The organism is Ruminococcus sp. AM26-12LB (genome assembly GCF_003480785.1).
GTDB lineage: Bacteria > Bacillota > Clostridia > Lachnospirales > Lachnospiraceae > Blautia_A > Blautia_A fusiformis.
Genome location: NZ_QUJX01000005.1, coordinates 189037 through 209122 on the forward strand (window position 1 = coordinate 189037; position 20086 = coordinate 209122).

Consider the following 20086-nt stretch of genomic DNA (forward strand, 5'->3'; position numbering starts at 1 on the left):
ATTTGTTATCGTAAGATAACGTTGTGTCCAAACGTAAGATACCCGTAGAACTTCGGTTCTACGGGTTTTTCTGTTGCCTGGAAATATATAAAAGAGCGGAAAAGAATAACGAACAGTATAGAAAAACGGTTGCCGGGAGAGTGTCCTGACAACCGCTTGTGATAACAGAATGATAACAAAATTCTGAAAGTTGATTGACAAATTTGAAATCAATGCTATACTACCACTATAATTAAGTTAGCAATAGGTTCTGGTTCGATTCCAGATATCGCCACCATATTAGGAATTCTTTTGAGTTCTATGATTTCGGGAATAGTATATGACATCGAAAAGTGCATTTACAAGAAAGGAATTGATATTATGAAAAAAGAAATCTTATTAGTAGGTCTGGGTATTTGCGGCGATATGGTGTAATGGTAGCATGGAATAATAAGCAATTCCCCCAGACCACCAAAAATAAAGGGCTCTTCGTGAGCTCTTTTTCTTATGCACAAAATTAAGTCAGATCATATGTCTTGATGTCATTGCCTTCAGTGCCCTTCTTAACGATAGTATGGCAACCTATCGTAGTTCCCATAGCACGCAGTTTCCATTCTTCCTGGGTAGCGTTGAGCTTATCCAGTTCTTCTTGTCTTTTATCTTCATCTTCAATAGCTAATATTTCAGCTTTTTCCTTTTCATAGACACTTTTAAATTGACACCATTTCCTGAAAAAGTCCTGCATTGTAGGATTATCAAAAGTCAGTGAAATCTTCTGATCAGGTGTCTCGGCAAGTGAGAGGTTCACTGAATCATCAATGGAAAACAACAGAGAGAGTACATCTCCGACTGTTTCAATATTAAAATCCAGAAAAACACTTACATTTAATCCCAGTGCAGTTGCTATCTTTTCTAACTGATCCGGTTTTGGATTTCGGATTCCAAGTTCATATTTTCTGATCGTACCTACGTTAATGCCGGACAGCTCGGCTAACTGTATCTGACTGTATCCTCTGAATTCCCGGTATGACCGGATTTTTTTACCTACCATAACATGCTGCCTCCTTAATAATATTTGTGCTTCTATTCTAGCACAAAAGTGAATGATACAAAAGAGTGAGATTTAACAAATTGCTGATACGCAAGCAATATGCATGGAATTGAAAAAATAAATTCGCAAATGTTTATTGACAAATTCACAAAAGTGAATTATTATAAGAGAACAACAAAAGAGTCACAAAAGTGACTGGAAAGGAGGACGCTATGAGAACTAATTATATGATGAATGTTGATGATGTCATGGAAGAATTAGGTGTGAAACGCAGTAAAGCATATTCTATTCTGAAGCAGCTCAATGATGAACTGGCAAAGGAGGGATATGTAGCAGTTCGTGGAAAGATTCCACGTCCCTACTGGGAAACAAAATTTTATGGATGCTCTCAGAGAGCAGTATGAAGGAGGATTTAAGATGTCAGCTTACAAGGACAAAACACAGGGAACCTGGTATGTGAGTTTCCGTTATATTGACTGGACAGGAAAGAAAACGCAGAAGCTGAAAAGAGGGTTCAAGACAAAGAAAGAAGCATTGAATTATGAAAAGGAATTCATAAGAAAGACTGCGGCGGATATGAAAATGGAGATGAACAGTTTTATTTCAGTCTATTTTGAAGATAAAAAGAATGAACTGAAAGAAAATTCAATCCGTAATAAGCAGCACATGATGAACAAGCACATTGTTCCATATTTTGGAACAAGAAAAATGAATGAGATTACACCAGCAGAGATTATCCAGTGGCAGAATACCATTCAGGAAAAAGGATACAGCAAGACTTATGAGCGTATGATCCAAAATCAGTTAAATGCACTGTTTAATCATGCACAGAAAATTTACAATCTGAAGGAAAATCCATGTAAGAAAGTAAAAAAGATGGGGAAATCGGATGCAAATAAGCTGGAATTCTGGACGAAAGCAGAATATGACAGATTTATTGCCGGGATTGAGCCGGGGAGTGAAGATTATCTGATATTTGAAATTCTGTTCTGGACAGGAATCAGGGAAGGAGAACTTCTGGCATTGAGTCTTTCAGACTTTGATATGAGTGGTAATCTTTTGCATATCAATAAGACTTATAACCGGATCAGGAAAAGAGATGTGATTGATACTCCAAAAACAGAAAATTCAGTCCGTACCATTGATATTCCTAATTTTCTTAAAGAAGAGGTGCAGGAGTATGCGAAGAAGCATTATGGATTTCCGGAAAATCAGCGGTTATTTCCGATTGTGGCGAGAACACTGCAGAAACGGCTCAAGAAATATGAAGCATTGACCGGTGTAAAACCAATCAGAGTGCATGATATCCGTCACAGCCATGTAGCATATCTGATTTATCAGGGTGTAGAGCCACTGATCATCAAGGAAAGACTGGGGCACAAAGATATTCAGATGACATTAAACACTTATGGTCACCTGTATCCGTCACAGCAAAAAAAGGTAGCTGAGATGTTGGACAACAAACGTTAAATAAGGAGGAAAAGACACATGAAAACAAAGAAAGTAGTCAGAAAAATATTTGATACGCTCAATTATAGTAAGAAGCTGAAGATAAGTTCCATTTTACCGGATCGAGATTCGGATTATGCGATTCTTCTTGAATTAGAGGATGGAAGCAAATTTGAAATTATCATTATCCCAACAAGGAGATTTGTGTAAGGAGTGGAGCTATGACTACTGACAGACAAAAAGAAAAAGCCCAGACAAAATATCTGAGCAAGTTCTCTGATAATCAGATTCACTGATATACCATCTTGGCAGATTTAGTATATCACGAATTGAAAGATACAACAATTCCCGAATATCTGTTCATCAGAGACTTGCCCGGAGGGGCAGGAGGTAGAAGTGACATTATTTGAACAGGTAAAAGAATGTGTGACAGCCAGACAGGCTGCGGAGCATTACGGGATTAAAGTAAAAAGAAATGGAATGGCGTGTTGTCCGTTTCATAAAGACCGACACCCAAGTATGAAGGCAGATAAAATATATCACTGCTTTGCATGTGGAGTGGGCGGTGATGCGATAGATTTTACAGCAAGGTTATTTGGAATATCACAGTATGAAGCTGCGAAAAAGCTGATAGAAGATTTTGGACTGGATATAAAAGTCGAAGACAGAAACAAATACAAAAGGACGCACCAAAGCAGGAATACTTTGATATCAAAGAAACCTAAAGTTCTGATGATCAGAGAAAAACTGGAGCAGTGGTTGAAACATGCAACTGACGTGCTGATCAGATATCTGAAATGGATTCAGTTCTGGAAAGAGTTTTACAGACCAGAACCGGAAGAAGAATGGCACGAATTATTTACGGAGGCATTGGCAAATGAAAGAAAGATAAATGACTATCTGGACGTGCTGATGTTTGGAACAGGAGAAGAGATTGTAGAGTTTTTCAAGACGAAGAGAAGGGAGGTTGAAAAAATTGAAGAAAGAATTAACGAATATCAGCGAGGAGTCCTTGATGGAATTAGAAGATATTGTGAACGAGGAGATGCTTACAACAGAAGATGTCAATGATATGTTGGAGCATACGGATAAAGGAAGAACAAAGCAGACAATCAGAAATTGTGTAACCGTATTACAAAAAGATCCAGTGCTGAAAAAAGCGATTAAACGAAATGAGCTTTCTGGAAGAATGGACATTGTGAAAGAGGTGCCTTGGGAACGGAGAAATAACAGTTCTACGGTTACAGATACTGATGAAAATAATCTGAAAATGTATCTGGAAGAAAATTATGAACTGACAAGTGAGCGTGTGATCAAAGCAGGAGTAGATATTGTTTCCAATGAAAATAAATATCATCCAATTAGAGATTATCTGGAAAGTCTGGTCTGGGACGGGATTCCAAGAATAGAAAATATGCTTCCGCATTTCCTGGGAGCAGAAAAGAGTAAATACACAATCGGAGTAATGAAAATGCATATGCTGGCAGCGATTTCAAGAATTTATGAACCGGGAATAAAGTATGATATTATGCTGTGTCTGGTTGGAAGTCAGGGAGCCGGAAAGTCCACATTTTTCAAATATCTAGCGATAAAAGAAGAATGGTTCAGCGACAATCTGGATCATTTGGATGATGAAAATATTTACAGAAAACTGCAAAATCACTGGATTATCGAAATGGGAGAAATGAAGGCAACTATCACAGCAAAGAATATTGAACAGATAAAATCGTTTCTGAGCAGACAGAAAGAAACTTATAAAGTACCTTATGAAGTTCACCCAGAAGACAGACCGAGACAGTGTGTATTTTGCGGTACTTCAAATGATCTGAATTTCCTTCCGCTGGACAGAACCGGAAACAGAAGATTTGCTCCGGTGATGACAGATATGTCGAAAGCAGAAGTTCATATTCTGGACAATGAGGCAGAGAGCAAAGCCTATATCGAACAGGCCTGGGCGGAGGCAATGGTACTGTATCGACAGGGAAATGTGTTCTTAGGATTTACAAAGGAAATTGAGGAAGAGGCAAAGCGTCTGCAGAAAGAATTTATGCCGGAAGATACCAATGCCGGAATCATACAGGCATTTCTTGATGACTACGATGACGATTATGTATGTACAAGAATTCTGTTCGATGAAGCGCTACATCGAACCGGAGAAATGAAACAGTGGGAAGGTAAAGAAATTGCCAATATTATGAACAATGCGATTGTAGGCTGGAAACCACATGGTACACATCGATTCGGAAAGGAATATGGAATACAGCGGTCATGGAAACGGATGGAAGATTCGGTGAAGAAAGATAAAGACGGCTTTATGGAAGTACCGGAACAGTTGGAAATACCGTTTGAGTAAAGATTATTGTAAACGATGTAAACGGAACTTGAAGAAAAAACTTAAAACGTTAACTTTTAAAATCTTTTGAACTCCGTTTACAAATTCCGTTTACAGACTGGAAAGGAGCAGAAAATGATGAAACAGGGAAGATTAGGATATAACAGTAGCAATGGTAGATATGGATTATTAGCATCGGATTTATGGATTGATACAGGATTTCACTGTGGAGAAGGACTGGAAGTGCTGGTAGATGATGAATGGGTACAGACCAGAATAGAGATGAATCTGGCAAGAGAATGGTATCTGGTGGGAACGCCTTATTGTGGAGATTTGGAATATGTGCAGGCGAGGATACCAGAATAAACAGATCTATGATCCACTTCGGTCGGTGCAGAACAGACGTCCATAAGGAAGTTATGCCCCCGGCAGGGCGCAAGGGGACTTTTGATGGACGGTACGGCTGTCGAAAGTGCTTTTGCGTTACTTTTGACAAAAGTAACAAAACCGCCGTATCCGGCGAAAGTTTCTTAAATATCGCCATGTCTGGCGTAAATAAAAATTATGTGCCATATCTGGCACTCAAACAGAAAAGAGGTGAGAAAATTTATGATGAAACGAACAATCAGTGGCATGATCGGAGCCGGTTCACTGGCTCATAACAGACGGGATTTTGTAGCAGAAAATGTAGATCCGGACAGAGTACAACTGAACATTTGTTATAAGAATGAGAATCTGAAGGAAGTTTATAAAGAGCTGTTTGACGATGCGGTTGAGAGATATAATGTCGGGAAAAGAAAGGACCGGAAAATTGCAAATTATTATGAAAAAATCCGACAGGGCAAACAGGAGAAGTTATTTCATGAAGTGATATTCCAGATTGGTAATTGTGAGGATATGGCAGTGGGAACGTCAGAAGGAAATCTGGCTGTAAGGGTACTGGGCGAATATGTGAAAGACTTCCAGAAACGGAATCCGACACTTCGGGTATTTAGCTGCTATCTGCATCAGGACGAAGCTACTCCGCATCTGCATATTGACTTTGTTCCTTATGTGACCAACTGGAAGGGAAAAGGAATGGATACCAGAGTTTCACTGAAGCAGGCATTGAAAAGTCTTGGATTTCAAGGTGGAAATAAGCATGATACAGAACTGAATCAGTGGATAAATCATGAAAAGGAAGTGCTGGCTGAAATCGCAAAACAGCATGGAATTGAATGGGAACAGAAAGGCACACATGAAGAACATCTGGATGTTTACAATTTCAAGAAAAAAGAACGCAAAAAGGAAGTGCAGGAACTGGAGCAGAAAAAAGAAAATCTGACAGTGGAGAATGAAGGATTGACTTCTCAGATTGCAGAAGCAAGGGTAGATATTAAGCTACTGGAAGAAGAAAAAATTCAGTTTCAGAAAGATAAAGAGATAGCGGAAAAACGTGCGGAGAAAGCAGAAACGGAATTGAAAAAACTTGAAGACAGAAGAGAATTCCTGCAACCAGTGATGGATAATGTCAGTAAGGAAATAAAAGAATATGGAATGATCAAAACATTTCTGCCGGAAGCTACAGCATTGGAACGTGCGGTAACTTACCGGGATAAGAAAATAAAACCATTATTCATTGAAATGAAAAACAAAATCGGTGCGATGGCTGCACAGGTGAAAGAACTCACAAGAGAAAGAGATAGTTGGAAAAGTAAGTTTCAGAAGAAAAAGCAAGAGCATGAAAAAACAAAAAAGGAACTGGCAGAAGTTCAGAAAGATTATCAGAAATTGTCTGGTGAGAAAGAAATACTGCAGGGAATTGCAGACAGATATAACCGACTTTTACGCATGTTGGGGAAAGATATGGTAGAAAGACTGGTACAGGACGATATACGAATCCAGGAGGAACTTGAAGCGAGAAAACAGAAAGAGCAGATGCCGAAAAAAATAGGTGACCGCATACAATGGGCAAGAGAACGAAGTGAAGAATACAATGCACAGATAAAGAAGAACAAAACAAAATACAGAGGAATGGAGTTGTAAGGATATGAAGAAACAGATTTATGATGAAAAGAATGGACTGAGCTACACATTGTATGGAGATTATTATTTTCCAGACCTGGAAATCAATGAGGAAGAACCTACATATGGGAAATATGGAATAATGCGAAAACAGTTTTTGAAGGAACACCGGAGTGCCAGGTATCAGTATCTGGTACTGACCGGGAAATTGACGGAGCATCTGAATCAAGTCGATAAAGAAACAAGAGAAAAAGTTGAGATGCTGGTGGAACAGATGGCTGAACGGTGGGGCGTGACGGAAGAACTGAAGTTGCAGGATCAGATGGAATGGGTGAGGATGATGAATAATATTAAGAATGTGGCAGAAGAAATAAGTAAGCAAATAATATTCAAGTAAATATAATAAAATATTGAGTTATTTTTTCTCTTTTGGTATGATAAAGATGAATATCTATGCAGAAAAGAAGGGAAAGAAAATGTCATATGATTTTGAAAATAAAAAGATAAATGCAAATGTACGCACTGGTGAGTTATTTCAAATTCATGGAATGCAAGATTATTATTTAGGAGTAACATTTAGATACCATGCAAAAACTTGGAATGGATGCGTGCCTATAAAATCAAAATATCAGGGGACAGATATACCACGTACATATGAAGATGTAAAAGAGTGGGTATTACAATGTTACACGGAATTGGATCCAGGAAGAAATGATGTATGGCAAAATGAACAACGGCATTATTGGGAAAATAGACAGGCTTTTGATACGCAAGCTGTTTTTGATGCACTAAATGGGAATGATGTTATGACTAAATGGCAGTGTAGAAAATGTGGTCCGGTACCACAAGCAAATCCACAACCTGCAGCAAGAATAAAAAAACTGCGCGAAAGTGGGTACTATATTGCGACTATGAAAAAAGATTGTCCGACGTGTGGGAAAAAGGAATTTTATGATTTATTAATTAGACTTCCTCGAAAAGCAGCGGATAATGAAAAAAGATTTTCTATTTCTACAAGCCTTCAGAATAAAATAAAAAACGTTTTACCATTAAAAGATGCTTGTTTTGATTCACCACAGACTGCTTCAGAATTGGTTATAGATCATAAATTCCCTTCTTCACGTTGGGTAAATGGAGAAACCGTGAATGAAACAAATATGTCAGAAGAAGAAATAAAGAAAAAGTTTCAATTATTGACAAACCAGACAAATCTTCAAAAAGAAAGATATTGTAAAAAATGTGTATCGGAAGGAATAAGAGGAGACTTTTTTGGGATAAAATGGTTTTATGAAGGCGATGAACAGTGGAGAGGATCATCAAAAGCTGATGAGAATGGTTGTATCGGTTGCTGTTGGTATGATTTAATAGAATGGAAAAATCAATTTAACAAATATTTGAAAGAAAAAGAATAAAATATATTGAAAAACGAACGTATGTTTGGTATGATGAAAGCGTGCTAGCATATGTAGGTTTTTGTATATTCAAATTTAGGAAAGGAGAGGGCGCAATGATAAAAACAGTTGGAAGTATATGTTCAGGAATAGAAGCAGCTTCCGTTGCTTGGAAGCCACTAGGGTTAGATTTTAAATGGTTTTCAGAAATTGCACCATTCCCATCAAGAGTATTAAATGAAAAATTTCCACAGATAATAAATCTGGGGGATATGAATAACATTCCGGAAGAATTGATAAACGAAAATATATGTGCACCAGACCTTATATGTGGAGGAACACCTTGCCAAGCATTTTCATTGGCAGGTGGAAAAAGAGGGTTGAATGATGAAAGAGGAAATCTGACATTAAAGTTTGTTGATATAATAGAAGCAAATGATAAAGTTAGAAAAGAGAGAAAGCAAAATCCAAGTATCGTATTTTGGGAAAATGTTGAAGGAGTTCTTACGGATAAAACAAATGCATTTGGATGTTTGATTTCATCATTAGCCGGTTTAGATAAAGCAGTTGAAATGAAGAAATGGCCTAATGCAGGAATATTAGAAGGGGAAAAAAGAAATGTTGCTTGGAGAGTTTTAGATGCTAAGTATTTTGGCTTGCCACAGCAAAGACGAAGACTATATGTTTTGGCTGGAGGAAAAGACTTTCACCCAGAGGAGATTTTATTTGAACTGCATAAGGGTGAGTTTGTAGAGTATCCAACAGGAGATTTAACATTTGAAAAAGAAGGACATTCTTTTGAAGTGTTTCGAGAATATTCAGATTGCCTATATTCAGCTTATGGAACAAAGTGGAATGGTAATGCAGCAGCATATAATGGATCATTGTTTGTTGTTCAGGACGAAAAAATAAGAAGACTTTCGCCACTTGAATGTGAGAGGTTAATGGGCTTCCCGGATGAGTATACTAATATTAAAGGCGCAAAACGAACGAATAGATATCAAGCTATAGGTAATTCGTGGGCCGTTCCAGTGGTGCAATGGATCGGAAAAAGATTAGTTTCATATGAATTAACAGAGAGCATCTATAAAGAAAAGAAAAAATATATTGATGAATCGATGATTAATGAGTATCAAAATGCTATTTTATATGATTTCAGTAAAGGAATTATTGATGTTGGAGCGATGAAGCTTAATTGTACTGAACAGCCAGAAAAATGTGAATTTAGATCATTAAAAGACATTATTTCTGGGGATGCACCTAAAGAAATTTTTATTTCACCAGTTGGGTGTTATGGAATTATCCGTAGAAAACAGGAAAGAAATTTGAGCATTAATAGTAGGTTGGAAAAAGCATTACTTAAAGGTGCTAGTGGAATGACAAAAGAAGAGATAGAAAAACGATCTCGGATACAAAAAAGAGGAAAGCATAGTCAAGATAATAAAAAATTAGCCTATGCTTAAAATTAAAATAAGGCATATATTGAATTGACAAAAGATGTTGTAAATTTGATGTATGTCTTATTTATTTATAAAGAGATTTTGAAGAATAAGTAGGAGGAAAAACATGAGTATAGAAGCCGGTGGAGCATTTTCTGGAAAACTTGAAAGCATAGATGGATTAAAATTAAATAATAGAGCGGAAATACATATTAATAAATATTATCAAGGGATAATTACGCTTTATAGAGTTTCAAGAAAAATTGTGAATATGGCGCAAGAAAAGATTGAGTATTTGGTAATTAAACTAGAAAATGAAGAGAAGATAACTGCAATTGGGTTAAATTTTAAATCGGCTTCTGGAGGAGTTAACAATTGTTTTAAACTTGAATTGCAGGCGGATATATTGTTAAAAGGAAAAATGGCTTATGCTAATACTTCTAAATTTCAAGAGATATATTTTGAAATAACGGAAGGAAATGAATTGATAGGTTTATGTCCGTACGATGTAAATAAAAATTATGAAGATATTATATTTTGCCGTAAAATTGATATACCAATCAATGTGGAAAATAGAAGTGTCCAATTGGAAAATGGAGAATTGATATTTGGCGTTTATCCGAAATATCAATATAGTAAAGAAGCGTTGTCCATTGGATTTGCACATCGTATTACATGGAAATTTAATTCAGCCATAGACATAGAAAATATAAGGGAAAATTTGTATATAATAACAAACTTTTTTTCGGTATTGGCAGGAGAAAGTGTTACAATTAATGCTTTGAATTGTGTGGATTGTGATAAGTTGGTAGAAGTTATGGGAATCTGTAATTTTCCAAAAGAAAAATTAAATATATTGAAAAATGATACAATAGATTATACATCTTTTAAAAGAAGCTCCTTATATAAAATAACTGATTTTCAAAATTTAGAACAAGCATTAAGATATTGGTTTTCTAATTACGAAAAGATATATAATGCACAACAAGCATACGGAAGAATTTTGTTGGATGAGGAGGTGAAAATTGTTACAACAAATAAATATTTAGCTGCAATGCAATTGATTGAAGGATACACTCAAGCATACGCAGATGAAGAAAAAGAAATCAAAGAATTTGAGGAAAAAAAGAATGAATTGATTAGTAAACTTGAAAGTAAAGAAGAAAAAGAGTTAGTTGAAAAAGGCTTGGGATATTCAGGTATATCTTTTAGAAAAGCAGTGAAGGATTATTTGCACAAAGGTTATAATCTTTTTGAAGAAATATCTAAAAAGAAATTTGTAGAGAAAAAAGAAAAACTTATAGATGATATAGTGCATGATCGAAATTATTACACGCATTCTTCGAATAGAATATCTGCAATAATGAAATTTGATGATCTGTTAAATGTTTCTAATTTTTGCAAGGAATTATATAGAATTATAACTCTGCGAGATATGGGTCTTGCCATAGAGACTATTAAGCTTAGGTCGAGAAATAATCGAACCTTTTTTGCATTGATGAAAAAAATAATGGACATTGAGATTGAAACTGATGATCTCAAACTTACAGAGTTTGATAAGGCGATGCATTCTTTTTCGGATAGTAAATAGCGTGATAACATCATGATAACAAAATCGCCCAAAACTATACGGACACATCGGAAAATCCGGATTTTCCCACACAAATCACACGAAAAATCACCATTTGCACACCGCAATACATTGGTCTGATATCGCGAGGGTGGACGTATTGTAGGATCAGGACGTGTTGCTACAGTTATCGAGTAATCGTTAATTAGTATAATATCCTAATTTAATATATATTGAGTACCGCAAGGTACATTGTGTCCAAACGTAAGATACCCCGGAACCGTAAGGTTTCCGGGGTATTTTTACGAAAAATATTCATAAAATTTCTGTTTTATGGATTCAGGAAATACCAGAATTCATGCCCCTGGCATACGATATATCTTTCCAGCCATTCATTAAAAGGGATATTAAAACGATCAGTATCTGGAGCTGGATAGCATAGGTAATCGTCTCTGCCTTCTGATACAGCCTGAAGATCCATGGTTATATCGCCGATGTCCTGTAAGCAAAGAACAGGAAGATGATATGTAAACTCCGGATCAGATAAAATAGGCGTACTATTCCAAGATTCCTTTTCTTTGAGCGCTCTTTTTAAAGAATAAATGGTACAGCTGACTAAAGAACTGCCTTCCTCTCCGCAAAAAAGTTCCATGCCATTTGAGCAGGATAAAAAAGCTTTGTATGAGGCAGGAAGTTTCATATTGGGAAAATATTTTTCAAACAGCTGAAATTCTTCAGGTGTTACAGGAGGGTTAAATTTATGAGTTACTTTTATAGGTTCATCGCCTAAATGCCACTGATAGACCCATCCATTATTTTCCATTTCATATTTTAGATTGTTGAAAATTCTGTAGATTGCACGGATGTCTTCCATTACATATATGCTCCTTGATCGATGTGATATTGTAAAGATTCATATGTCTGCTTTATTTGATAACGGAGAGTAATTATAGCATGCTTAAAAGTTTTTTCAATGCTTTTTTGTGCAGAATTTACCAAAACCCTCTCGACTTTACATCACGTTAATGCTATACTTATACAGTTGTTTAACGTTTTAAAGCAAAAAATAAAAGCGAAAATACAGGAAAGAAGATAGAAAATGAAGATCGTTGTATGTATGAAGCAGGTACCGGCAACTTCCAAGGTTGATATCGATCCGGAAACCGGTGCCATGAAACGAATGTCCGGTGAGACAAGGACTAATCCATATGATCTGTTTGCACTGGAAACAGCCCTTGCGATCCGGGAAAAAACAGGCGGAACTGTAACCGTTCTTACTATGGGACCGCCTCAGGCGGAAGAGATGATCCGGGATGCTTATACCATGGGTGCTGATGAGGGCGTGATTCTTTCAGACCGAAAATTTGCGGGAGCGGATGTTCTGGCAACCTCTTATGCGTTAGCACAGGGAATCCAGGTGATCGGCGGTGCAGATCTGATCATCTGCGGAAGACAGACCACAGATGGTGACACAGCCCAGGTTGGTCCGGCCATTGCAGAGCATCTGACCATCCCACATGCTGCATGGGTAGCTGAGATCATGGACGTTAATGAAAAAAGCATTCAGGTCCGTCAGGATCTTGTCAGTGTTTCTCAGGTTTCTGAGATCCCGTATCCATGTCTTTTAACCATTGACAAGGATACCTGCGTGCCACGTCTGCCATCCTATTTATTAAAGAAGGCAACTGCAGACCGTCCGGTACGGATCTTAAGCTTTGAAGATATGCCGGATCAGGATCTGAGCCGTTACGGACTGATCGGTTCCCCCACCTCTGTGGAAAAAATGTTTGCGCCGGAGGAAAGCGAAAAACAGGTTTATCTGGAAGGAACTGCAAAGGAAAAAGCAGACAAGCTTGTTGCTCTCCTGACCGGAAAGAAGATCATATAGGGGGAAGCGGAACATGGAATTTTTAAAATTTGATATAAACAAATGCGTACTCTGCGGAGTATGCGTGGAGAAATGTCCTTTTGGGGCCCTCACCATAGAGGGAAATGGAATTGTTGTAGGCGATGCCTGTCGTATGTGTGGGCTTTGCGTTCGTAACTGCCCGGAGAAAGCCATCCGGTTTGAGCAGAAGGCGAAATCCTTTGACAAGGATAAATGGAAAAACTTTCTTATCTATGTGGAGCAGGAGAGAGGAGAGATCCATCCGGTTACCTTTGAGCTGATCGGAGAAGCAAGAAAGATGGCTGTCAAAGTCGGTTATCAGGTTAACTGTGTGATCGTCGGAGGAAAAGGAACAAAGGAAAATGCGGAAAAGCTTCTGCCGTATGGCGTAGACAATGTGTACGTATATGAGCATGAAGGCTTCGAAGGCTTCCGCGCAGACTGTTATACAGACGCAGTTGCAGACTGTATCGCAGCAAACAAACCAAGCTCTGTGCTGATCGGAGCTACTGCGCTGGGGCGTTCCCTTGCACCGAGGCTTTCCACCAGATTCCATACGGGACTGACTGCAGACTGCACAACTCTGGATATCCGTTCCAACACCGATATGATCCAGATCAGACCGGCTTTCGGCGGAAATATCATGGCTCAGATTGGAATCACCAAATCAAGGCCACAGTTTGCCACGGTCCGTTATAAGGTTATGGACAAGGCAGAAAAAGTAAAAAATCCTCACGGTCAGGTGGTCGTATGTCCGGTAAACGAAAAAATGGCAGATTCCAGGATCAAGATTCTGTCATCCAGGGTCATTGATAAGGTAAAGAGCCTTGAGGAAGAGGATGTTCTGGTAGTAGCAGGCCGTGGTGTCCGAAATGAAAAGGATGTGGAAATGTGCCGGGAACTGGCAGATGCCCTTGGCGGACAGCTTGCCTTCACCCGTCCTATGGTAGAAAACGGATTCGGAGATGTTGCACATCAGATCGGACTTTCCGGAAGAACTGTCCGTCCGAAGCTGATCATCACCTGCGGCGTATCCGGTGCTATCCAGTTTACCTCCTGCATGACAGGATCTGACTGTATCGTAGCGATCAACAATGATCCGGAGGCACAGATCTTTAATGTTGCAGATTACTGCATCGTGGATGATCTGTATCAGGTTGTACCGGAGCTGACAGAGCTGATAAAGAATCGGAAGGAGGATTAAGTCATGGCATATCCCTATAAAAAAATGACTTCAGAAGATTTTGACTACATCCGTTCTGTGACTGCTTCAGATCGTGTATGGGTCGGCGATGAGATTGCAAAAGAATATTATCGTGATGAGATGCCGGAGTACGGAGTTTTTCCTCCGGAGCTTTATGTGGAGGTTTTAAATAAAGAAGAGATCTCAGCCATCATGGCTTACGCATATAAAGAAAATATTCCGGTGGTATGCCGTGGCGCAGGAACCGGACTTGCAGGCGGAGCAACCTGTAAATATGGTGGGATCATGCTTTCTGTGATGCGCATGAACAAGATCTTTCCGATCGACAGAAAGAACCAGACCATCACAGCTGAGCCGGGAGCGCTTCTTATCGATATCCAGGCGGCAGCAGCGGCAGGCGGACTTTTTTATCCGCCGGACCCGGGCGAAAAAACAGCTTCCATCGGTGGAAACGTTATCACAAATGCCGGTGGTATGAAAGCAGTACGTTATGGACTGACCAGAGATTTTGTGCGCTGCATCGAAGCAGTTATGCCAGATGGATCCATCATGAATTTTTCATCCAATGTTGTAAAGAACACAACAGGATACGATGTGAAGGATCTGGTGATCGGCTCGGAGGGAACCTTATGTATTCTGACTCAGGTAACGCTGAAGCTTCTTCCCGCACCGACCTGCACCTGTACCCTTGTAATGCCGTTCAGGAGTCTTGAGGAATGTGCAGACATGGTCCCGAAGGTTCTGGAGCTGCCGTTTGTGCCAACAGCCATCGAGTTTCTGGAAAGAGAACTGATCGATATCGTAGAACGCAATCTAAACAAAATGTTCCCAGTAAAACAGGGAGAAGCAGTGCTGATCGTTATGTATGATGCTTCCAGTAAACAGGAACTTGACAGCGCAGTAGAGGCAGCAGCGGAAGCAGCCCTGGCAAACGGAGCCCTGGACTGTTGTATCGCAGGCACACCGGAGCGTGCTGGAGCTGTATGGAGTGTCCGGGGCGGGATCCTGGAAGGAATGAAAGCAGATTCTGTCGCACAGGAGGAGTGTGACGTGGTTGTTCCGCGTGCAAGGATCGCAGAGTATGTAAAAGCAGCCAAAAAGATCGCAAGTGCACATGGCATTCGTGTAGAGCCCTGCGGACATTGCGGAGACGGAAACATCCATACAGAGATGCTCCGTGGACCGGAAATGAGTGACCAGGAGTGGAAGGAAGCCACTCACGCAAGTCTGGTAGAGCTTTATGCACTGTCCAAGGAACTGGGCGGACAGCTTTCCGGTGAGCATGGCATCGGAAACGGACGTCTGGAATTCCTGGAAGAATTTGCGGGACCGAGAATGATCGCTCTTTATAAAGCCATCAAGCTGGCTTTCGATGATAAACTGATCCTGAATCCGGGAAAAGTCATCGAATATAATAAATAAAAAATGGGGGAAAGAGAGATGAGTCAGAATAAATCATTACAAAGTAAAATGCCTCTGGCTATGGGACTTGCGTTCGTCGCATTTACCACACAGTTCGGAGGCGGATTCGCATCAGGAGCGCAGATCTATCAGTACTTTATCAACTACGGTATCTGGTGTCTGATCCTGCCGGCAGTGACACAGGGATTGTATGCACTGTTTTTCTGGTATGGAATGCGCTATGCTTATAAACACAAAACCTACGATTACAGAAGCTTTTCCGACAGTCTTTACGGAAAAACGAAACCGGTTATGTCCAATCTCTATGAGATCTGTTACCTGATCATGATCGGAACTGCATCAGCAGCAGCCTTTGCAACCGGCGGTTCCACACTGCAGACACTGTTTGGGATCCCATACTGGCTCTGTACACTGATCATTGCAGCATTTATCTTTGTGATCGCGCTTTTCGGAACCAATGTCGTAAGAAAATGTGCTTCTACATTAAGTGTGCTGATCATCATCGGTCTTGTACTGGTACTTGTTCCGAATATCATTGCACAGTGGGGAGATATCACAGCTTCCATCCATACTATGTCCTCCGGAGAAATGACTGTACTTTCCTCCGAGAGCGGAGCCTTTGGACCGGCTCTCTATTCAGCAGTCCTTTATTTCTTCTTCCAGCTGGCATCTGTTTCTGTTATGTACCAGCATATGGAGGATGTAACGGACGAAAAACAGATCAACAAAGCAGCGATCTGGATGTTTGTATGTAACTTCTGTGCAATGGAGCTTTCCATCCTCGGACTTCTTGCCATTGCATATGTAAGTGAACTGGCATCTGCATCGGTACCGATGCTGGTACTGGTCCAGAACGGTGTAGGCGCCGGTATCCTGACACCGATCATTTCTCTGCTGATCATCCTTGGAGCTATCTCCACAGCAGTAAATATGATCTCCGGTATTGTGACCCGCTGTGTAAATGCAGTGGAGCGCCGTATGGACAGCTCGGCAAAAAAAGCGCAGGGACACCTTGGAAGAAATGCAGTTTTCACAGCGATCTTTACATTCCTGGCATTTGCCATCGCACAGTTCGGTCTGATGACAGTTGTTAAGAAGGGATATGCATACCTTGGATATGCGGCGTTTATTACATTGTTTGTACCGTTTGTTGTACATGCCGTTGCGACAAAGGGAAAAGAGATCTGAAGAATAAAAAGCTGAACAGAAAATCCCCCGTTGATCCGTATGGCAGGATCATCAGGGGATTTTGTCAAAGTTCACAAAAATATTATAAATATTTTATTAAATATTCCAGATAGACAACATATATTTTTTCTGATACTATTACGTACAGTTATTAAATAGTTACGAATCAGAAGGATTGTTACTGAAATATTTATTTATCGTCAGGCAAGACCTTATAGTAGTATAGGAATAGGTTTTCTATATACTGTAATGGTCTTTTTTTATTTGTCTGGCAGCGGGGGAACAGGAATATGGTTATCCATAAGATTTTGAATAATAATCTGATACTGTCCAGGGATGGACAGGGACATGAAGTTATTGTAAAGGGCTGCGGAATTGCCTTTCAGAAAAAGAAAGGACAGCAAGTGGAGGAGTCCAGGATCGAGAAGATCTTTACTGCGGAAAATGCCCAGATCAGCAAGGAGATACAGGGTTATCTGACTGCTATTCCGGAAAAATATCTGGATTTTGTGGAAGCTTTTGTAAATGAAGTGAAGGAAAAAGAGGGGATGAAATTAAATGACAGTATTTATTTTTCCCTTAGCGACCATATCATGGGTGCGATCTCCAGACTTGAAAACGGGATTCGCCTTCAGAATATGCTGCTTCTGGATATCAAGCAGCTTTATCATAAGGAATATGAGATCGGCTTGGAATTACTGAAAAAGGTAAATGAGATGTTCGAGGTAGATCTTTCTGCAGATGAAGCAGGATTTTTTGCATTGCATTTTGTGAATGCGGAAGATGGCGGCAAGACGGACAGCTATCAGATTTCCATTATCGTACATCAGATCCTGGACATCGTGGAGAAGTATTATGACAATATGGAATTTCAGGAGGATAATCTGTATTATCAGCGGTTTCTCACGCATCTGAAATATTTTGCCCAGAGATTCCTTCATAAAGAGCTTCACTATGATGAGAATCAGGAGCTTTTCAAGATCATCAAGGAGCAGTACAGAGAAGCTTATGGCTGTGTAAAAATGATCTATCTTATGATGGAAGAGGAATATAAATACGCTATGACTGAGGATGAAATGCTGTATCTGACGATTCATATCCAGAAGATCACAGAAGACCATAAACGTCTGAAAAATCTGTGAAAAGAGATTGTTTTATAAATTAGGTGTTAATGGATTGTTACTGAAATACGTGCCATGTGCGTATCTTTTCAGGCAAGACCTTTAATATAAATTTCAATATTTATTATTAAAGGAGGTCCCCAAATGAAAAAGGACTATGCAAAAACTGCAGACACACTGATTGCAGCGCTGGGCGGAAAAGATAATATCACCCGTCTGTTCCACTGCATGACAAGGCTTCGTTTCTATGTGAAAGACAGATCGAAGATCAACGAGAAAGAGATCTTAAAGCTTTCTGAGATCTCCGGCGTTAACTGGCATGAAGATCAGTTCCAGGTTATCGCAGGAAATGAAGTGAACGCTGTTTACAAGGCATTGGAGGACAAAGGTGTTCCTACCGATGATGCACCGGCAGCGAACTCTGACAGCTCAAAGAGTGTTGTTTCAAAAGTTATCGATGCCATCACCGGATGTATGACCCCGATGATCCCTGCCCTGACTGCAGCCGGTATGATCAAAGTTGTACTTACTCTGCTGACAACTTTTCATCTGGTATCAGAAACAAGCAGTACCTACCAGGTGATCAGTTTTATCGGAGATGTTACTTTCTACTTCATGCCGTTCCTGATCGCAGCAAATGCTGCCAAGGTTTTCCGCGTGAACCAGTCACTGGCGCTGTTTATTGCCGGTGTTTACTTAAGCCCTACCTTTGTAACTATGGTAGCCGGTGATGCGGCCATCACACTGTTTGGTCTGCCGATCACAAAAGCAACTTATTCTTATTCCGTTATTCCGGTTATCCTGATGGTATGGATCACACATTATATTGAGATTCTGGTTGATAAGATCACACCGAAAATGGTAAAACTGATCCTGAACCCGACACTGGTAATTCTGATCAGTGCACCGATCGCCCTGATCGTAGTTGGACCGCTCGGAACAATTATTGGTAACGGACTTGCGGTAGCCATCAACTTCCTGTCCGTAAAACTTGGTTTCATTATTGTAGGTATCCTTGCAGCAACCTTCCCGTTCATCGTTATGACTGGTATGCACCATGCGCTGACACCAATCGGACTGAATGCCATTGCAACCGGTGGTACCGATACACTGATCTTTGTATCTCAGGTATGCTCTAACCTTGCACAGTCCGGAGCTTCTCTTGCAGTAGCTGTAAGATCCAAGGACAGCAACATGAAACAGCTGGCAAGTGCAGCCGGTGTCTCCGCTCTTATGGGTATCACAGAGCCTGCTCTGTATGGTGTTACACTGAAACTGAAAAGACCGGTTGTAGCAGCTTCCATAGCAGCCGGAATCGGTGGTATCGTAGGAGGACTTCTTCAGGTTTCTCTTTACATTGCACAGAATTGTATCATGGCGATCCCGGCGTTTATCGGTGAGAAGGGATTAAGCAATCTGCTTTATGGAATCATTATGATCGTGGTATCTTTTGTAGCTGCTTTTGTTCTTACGCTTATCTTCGGATTTGAGGATGTAAAGGCTGAGACAGAGGATGAAGTACAGAACACAGATACAGAAAAACAGCCGGCACAGCAGAACGCTCCGCTTGTAGAGAAGATCGAGCTTTGTGCACCGGTAGCAGGAACTGTAAAAGCACTTTCCGATGTTCCGGATAAAACTTTTGCTGATAAGGTTTTAGGTGACGGAGCAGCGATCGTTCCATCAGAAGGTAAGGTTTATGCACCGGCAGATGGTACGGTGGCAAATATCATGGACAGCAAACATGGAATCATGTTTGTGACAGAAAGTGGAGCAGAAATTCTGATCCACATCGGACTTGATACTGTAAATTTAAATGGTAAATATTTTAAATCCCATGTTTCTGATGGAGATAAGGTAAAAAAAGGAAAGCTTCTTGTGGAATTCGATATGGATGCCATTAAGAAAGAAGGATATGATCTGATCACACCGGTTGTTGTGACCAATATTTCTGATTATATCAAAGCAGTATGCATGGAAAAAGAAGATGCAGCTGTAAATGCAGGAGATAAATTCCTGACTATTGTATAAGAATAACAACGAAACAT

General features: G+C 39.8%; 19 protein-coding genes. 17 read left to right on the top strand and 2 right to left on the bottom strand.

What is annotated here, in order from left to right:
• Positions 1-496: 496 nt before the first annotated feature.
• Positions 497-1030 carry a helix-turn-helix transcriptional regulator gene (locus DW694_RS05410; RefSeq protein ID WP_118752654.1) on the bottom strand — a complete coding sequence of 178 codons (534 nt, stop codon included), beginning with the start codon at positions 1028-1030 and terminating at the stop codon, positions 497-499.
• A 212-nt stretch (positions 1031-1242) separates the two neighbouring features.
• Between DW694_RS05410 and DW694_RS05415 the strand changes: the two genes are divergently transcribed.
• From DW694_RS05415 to DW694_RS05460, 11 genes are all read left to right on the top strand, one after another.
• Complete coding sequence (locus DW694_RS05415; protein ID WP_016441025.1) at positions 1243-1434, top strand: hypothetical protein; 192 nt, start codon at positions 1243-1245, stop codon at positions 1432-1434.
• Positions 1435-1447: 13 nt separating this feature from the next.
• Positions 1448-2500 carry a site-specific integrase gene (locus tag DW694_RS05420; protein WP_118752655.1) on the top strand — a complete coding sequence of 351 codons (1053 nt, stop codon included), beginning with the start codon at positions 1448-1450 and terminating at the stop codon, positions 2498-2500.
• A gap of 18 nt (positions 2501-2518) precedes the next feature.
• Complete coding sequence (locus DW694_RS16865; protein ID WP_165854697.1) at positions 2519-2689, top strand: hypothetical protein; 171 nt, start codon at positions 2519-2521, stop codon at positions 2687-2689.
• Positions 2690-2875: 186 nt separating this feature from the next.
• Positions 2876-3550 carry a CHC2 zinc finger domain-containing protein gene (locus DW694_RS05425; protein ID WP_055056240.1) on the top strand — a complete coding sequence of 225 codons (675 nt, stop codon included), beginning with the start codon at positions 2876-2878 and terminating at the stop codon, positions 3548-3550.
• A complete protein-coding gene (locus DW694_RS05430) occupies positions 3525-4832 on the top strand; it encodes a virulence-associated E family protein (RefSeq protein ID WP_353615800.1) in 1308 nt (435 codons plus the stop codon). Before DW694_RS05425 ends, DW694_RS05430 begins: the two co-directional genes overlap by 26 nt.
• A gap of 117 nt (positions 4833-4949) precedes the next feature.
• Positions 4950-5177 (top strand): DUF5348 domain-containing protein, encoded by a 228-nt coding sequence (locus DW694_RS05435; RefSeq protein ID WP_118236026.1) that lies wholly within the window; start codon positions 4950-4952, stop codon positions 5175-5177.
• A 243-nt stretch (positions 5178-5420) separates the two neighbouring features.
• Complete coding sequence (locus tag DW694_RS05440) at positions 5421-6836, top strand: plasmid recombination protein (RefSeq protein ID WP_278278424.1); 1416 nt, start codon at positions 5421-5423, stop codon at positions 6834-6836.
• Between the two features lie 4 nt (positions 6837-6840).
• Entirely contained in the window at positions 6841-7212 is a 372-nt protein-coding gene (locus DW694_RS05445; protein WP_118752658.1) for a TnpV protein, read from the top strand.
• Positions 7213-7291: 79 nt separating this feature from the next.
• The gene (locus tag DW694_RS05450; RefSeq protein WP_182440000.1) at positions 7292-8227 is read left to right on the top strand and encodes a hypothetical protein; all 936 of its coding nucleotides are present in this window, start codon (positions 7292-7294) and stop codon (positions 8225-8227) included.
• 95 nt (positions 8228-8322) lie between these two features.
• Positions 8323-9669, top strand: coding sequence for a DNA cytosine methyltransferase (locus DW694_RS05455; protein ID WP_118236022.1), 1347 nt, complete (start codon positions 8323-8325; stop codon positions 9667-9669).
• Between the two features lie 103 nt (positions 9670-9772).
• Complete coding sequence (locus tag DW694_RS05460; protein ID WP_118752659.1) at positions 9773-11236, top strand: HEPN domain-containing protein; 1464 nt, start codon at positions 9773-9775, stop codon at positions 11234-11236.
• Between the two features lie 310 nt (positions 11237-11546).
• Here DW694_RS05460 and DW694_RS05465 read toward each other — a convergent pair whose 3' ends face one another.
• Complete coding sequence (locus DW694_RS05465; RefSeq protein ID WP_015526348.1) at positions 11547-12089, bottom strand: SMI1/KNR4 family protein; 543 nt, start codon at positions 12087-12089, stop codon at positions 11547-11549.
• A 225-nt stretch (positions 12090-12314) separates the two neighbouring features.
• Between DW694_RS05465 and DW694_RS05470 the strand changes: the two genes are divergently transcribed.
• From DW694_RS05470 to DW694_RS05495, 6 genes are all read left to right on the top strand, one after another.
• The gene (locus tag DW694_RS05470) at positions 12315-13103 is read left to right on the top strand and encodes an electron transfer flavoprotein subunit beta/FixA family protein (RefSeq protein ID WP_021976223.1); all 789 of its coding nucleotides are present in this window, start codon (positions 12315-12317) and stop codon (positions 13101-13103) included.
• Positions 13104-13116: 13 nt separating this feature from the next.
• Positions 13117-14307: an electron transfer flavoprotein subunit alpha gene (locus tag DW694_RS05475; RefSeq protein ID WP_092072303.1), complete on the top strand. Its 1191-nt coding sequence runs from the start codon at positions 13117-13119 to the stop codon at positions 14305-14307.
• Between the two features lie 3 nt (positions 14308-14310).
• Positions 14311-15729, top strand: coding sequence for an FAD-linked oxidase C-terminal domain-containing protein (locus DW694_RS05480; RefSeq protein WP_021976221.1), 1419 nt, complete (start codon positions 14311-14313; stop codon positions 15727-15729).
• Between the two features lie 18 nt (positions 15730-15747).
• On the top strand, positions 15748-16917 hold the full coding sequence (locus DW694_RS05485; RefSeq protein WP_044960932.1) for a membrane protein: 1170 nt from the start codon (positions 15748-15750) through the stop codon (positions 16915-16917).
• Positions 16918-17207: 290 nt separating this feature from the next.
• Positions 17208-18059, top strand: coding sequence for a BglG family transcription antiterminator LicT (licT, locus tag DW694_RS05490; RefSeq protein WP_059086637.1), 852 nt, complete (start codon positions 17208-17210; stop codon positions 18057-18059).
• Positions 18060-18182: 123 nt separating this feature from the next.
• Positions 18183-20069 carry a beta-glucoside-specific PTS transporter subunit IIABC gene (locus DW694_RS05495; RefSeq protein ID WP_118752660.1) on the top strand — a complete coding sequence of 629 codons (1887 nt, stop codon included), beginning with the start codon at positions 18183-18185 and terminating at the stop codon, positions 20067-20069.
• Positions 20070-20086: the final 17 nt, after the last annotated feature.

Bases quoted from the DNA above. Each gene is read 5' to 3' on its own strand.
- DW694_RS05410 (WP_118752654.1), bottom strand. From the start codon at position 1,030: ATGGTAGGTAAAAAAATCCGGTCATACCGGGAATTCAGAGGATACAGT.
- DW694_RS05415 (WP_016441025.1), top strand. From the start codon at position 1,243: ATGAGAACTAATTATATGATGAATGTTGATGATGTCATGGAAGAATTA.
- DW694_RS05420 (WP_118752655.1), top strand. From the start codon at position 1,448: ATGTCAGCTTACAAGGACAAAACACAGGGAACCTGGTATGTGAGTTTC.
- DW694_RS16865 (WP_165854697.1), top strand. From the start codon at position 2,519: ATGAAAACAAAGAAAGTAGTCAGAAAAATATTTGATACGCTCAATTAT.
- DW694_RS05430 (WP_353615800.1), top strand. From the start codon at position 3,525: ATGCTTACAACAGAAGATGTCAATGATATGTTGGAGCATACGGATAAA.
- DW694_RS05435 (WP_118236026.1), top strand. From the start codon at position 4,950: ATGAAACAGGGAAGATTAGGATATAACAGTAGCAATGGTAGATATGGA.
- DW694_RS05440 (WP_278278424.1), top strand. From the start codon at position 5,421: ATGATGAAACGAACAATCAGTGGCATGATCGGAGCCGGTTCACTGGCT.
- DW694_RS05445 (WP_118752658.1), top strand. From the start codon at position 6,841: ATGAAGAAACAGATTTATGATGAAAAGAATGGACTGAGCTACACATTG.
- DW694_RS05450 (WP_182440000.1), top strand. From the start codon at position 7,292: ATGTCATATGATTTTGAAAATAAAAAGATAAATGCAAATGTACGCACT.
- DW694_RS05455 (WP_118236022.1), top strand. From the start codon at position 8,323: ATGATAAAAACAGTTGGAAGTATATGTTCAGGAATAGAAGCAGCTTCC.
- DW694_RS05460 (WP_118752659.1), top strand. From the start codon at position 9,773: ATGAGTATAGAAGCCGGTGGAGCATTTTCTGGAAAACTTGAAAGCATA.
- DW694_RS05465 (WP_015526348.1), bottom strand. From the start codon at position 12,089: ATGGAAGACATCCGTGCAATCTACAGAATTTTCAACAATCTAAAATAT.
- DW694_RS05470 (WP_021976223.1), top strand. From the start codon at position 12,315: ATGAAGATCGTTGTATGTATGAAGCAGGTACCGGCAACTTCCAAGGTT.
- DW694_RS05475 (WP_092072303.1), top strand. From the start codon at position 13,117: ATGGAATTTTTAAAATTTGATATAAACAAATGCGTACTCTGCGGAGTA.
- DW694_RS05480 (WP_021976221.1), top strand. From the start codon at position 14,311: ATGGCATATCCCTATAAAAAAATGACTTCAGAAGATTTTGACTACATC.
- DW694_RS05485 (WP_044960932.1), top strand. From the start codon at position 15,748: ATGAGTCAGAATAAATCATTACAAAGTAAAATGCCTCTGGCTATGGGA.
- licT (WP_059086637.1), top strand. From the start codon at position 17,208: ATGGTTATCCATAAGATTTTGAATAATAATCTGATACTGTCCAGGGAT.
- DW694_RS05495 (WP_118752660.1), top strand. From the start codon at position 18,183: ATGAAAAAGGACTATGCAAAAACTGCAGACACACTGATTGCAGCGCTG.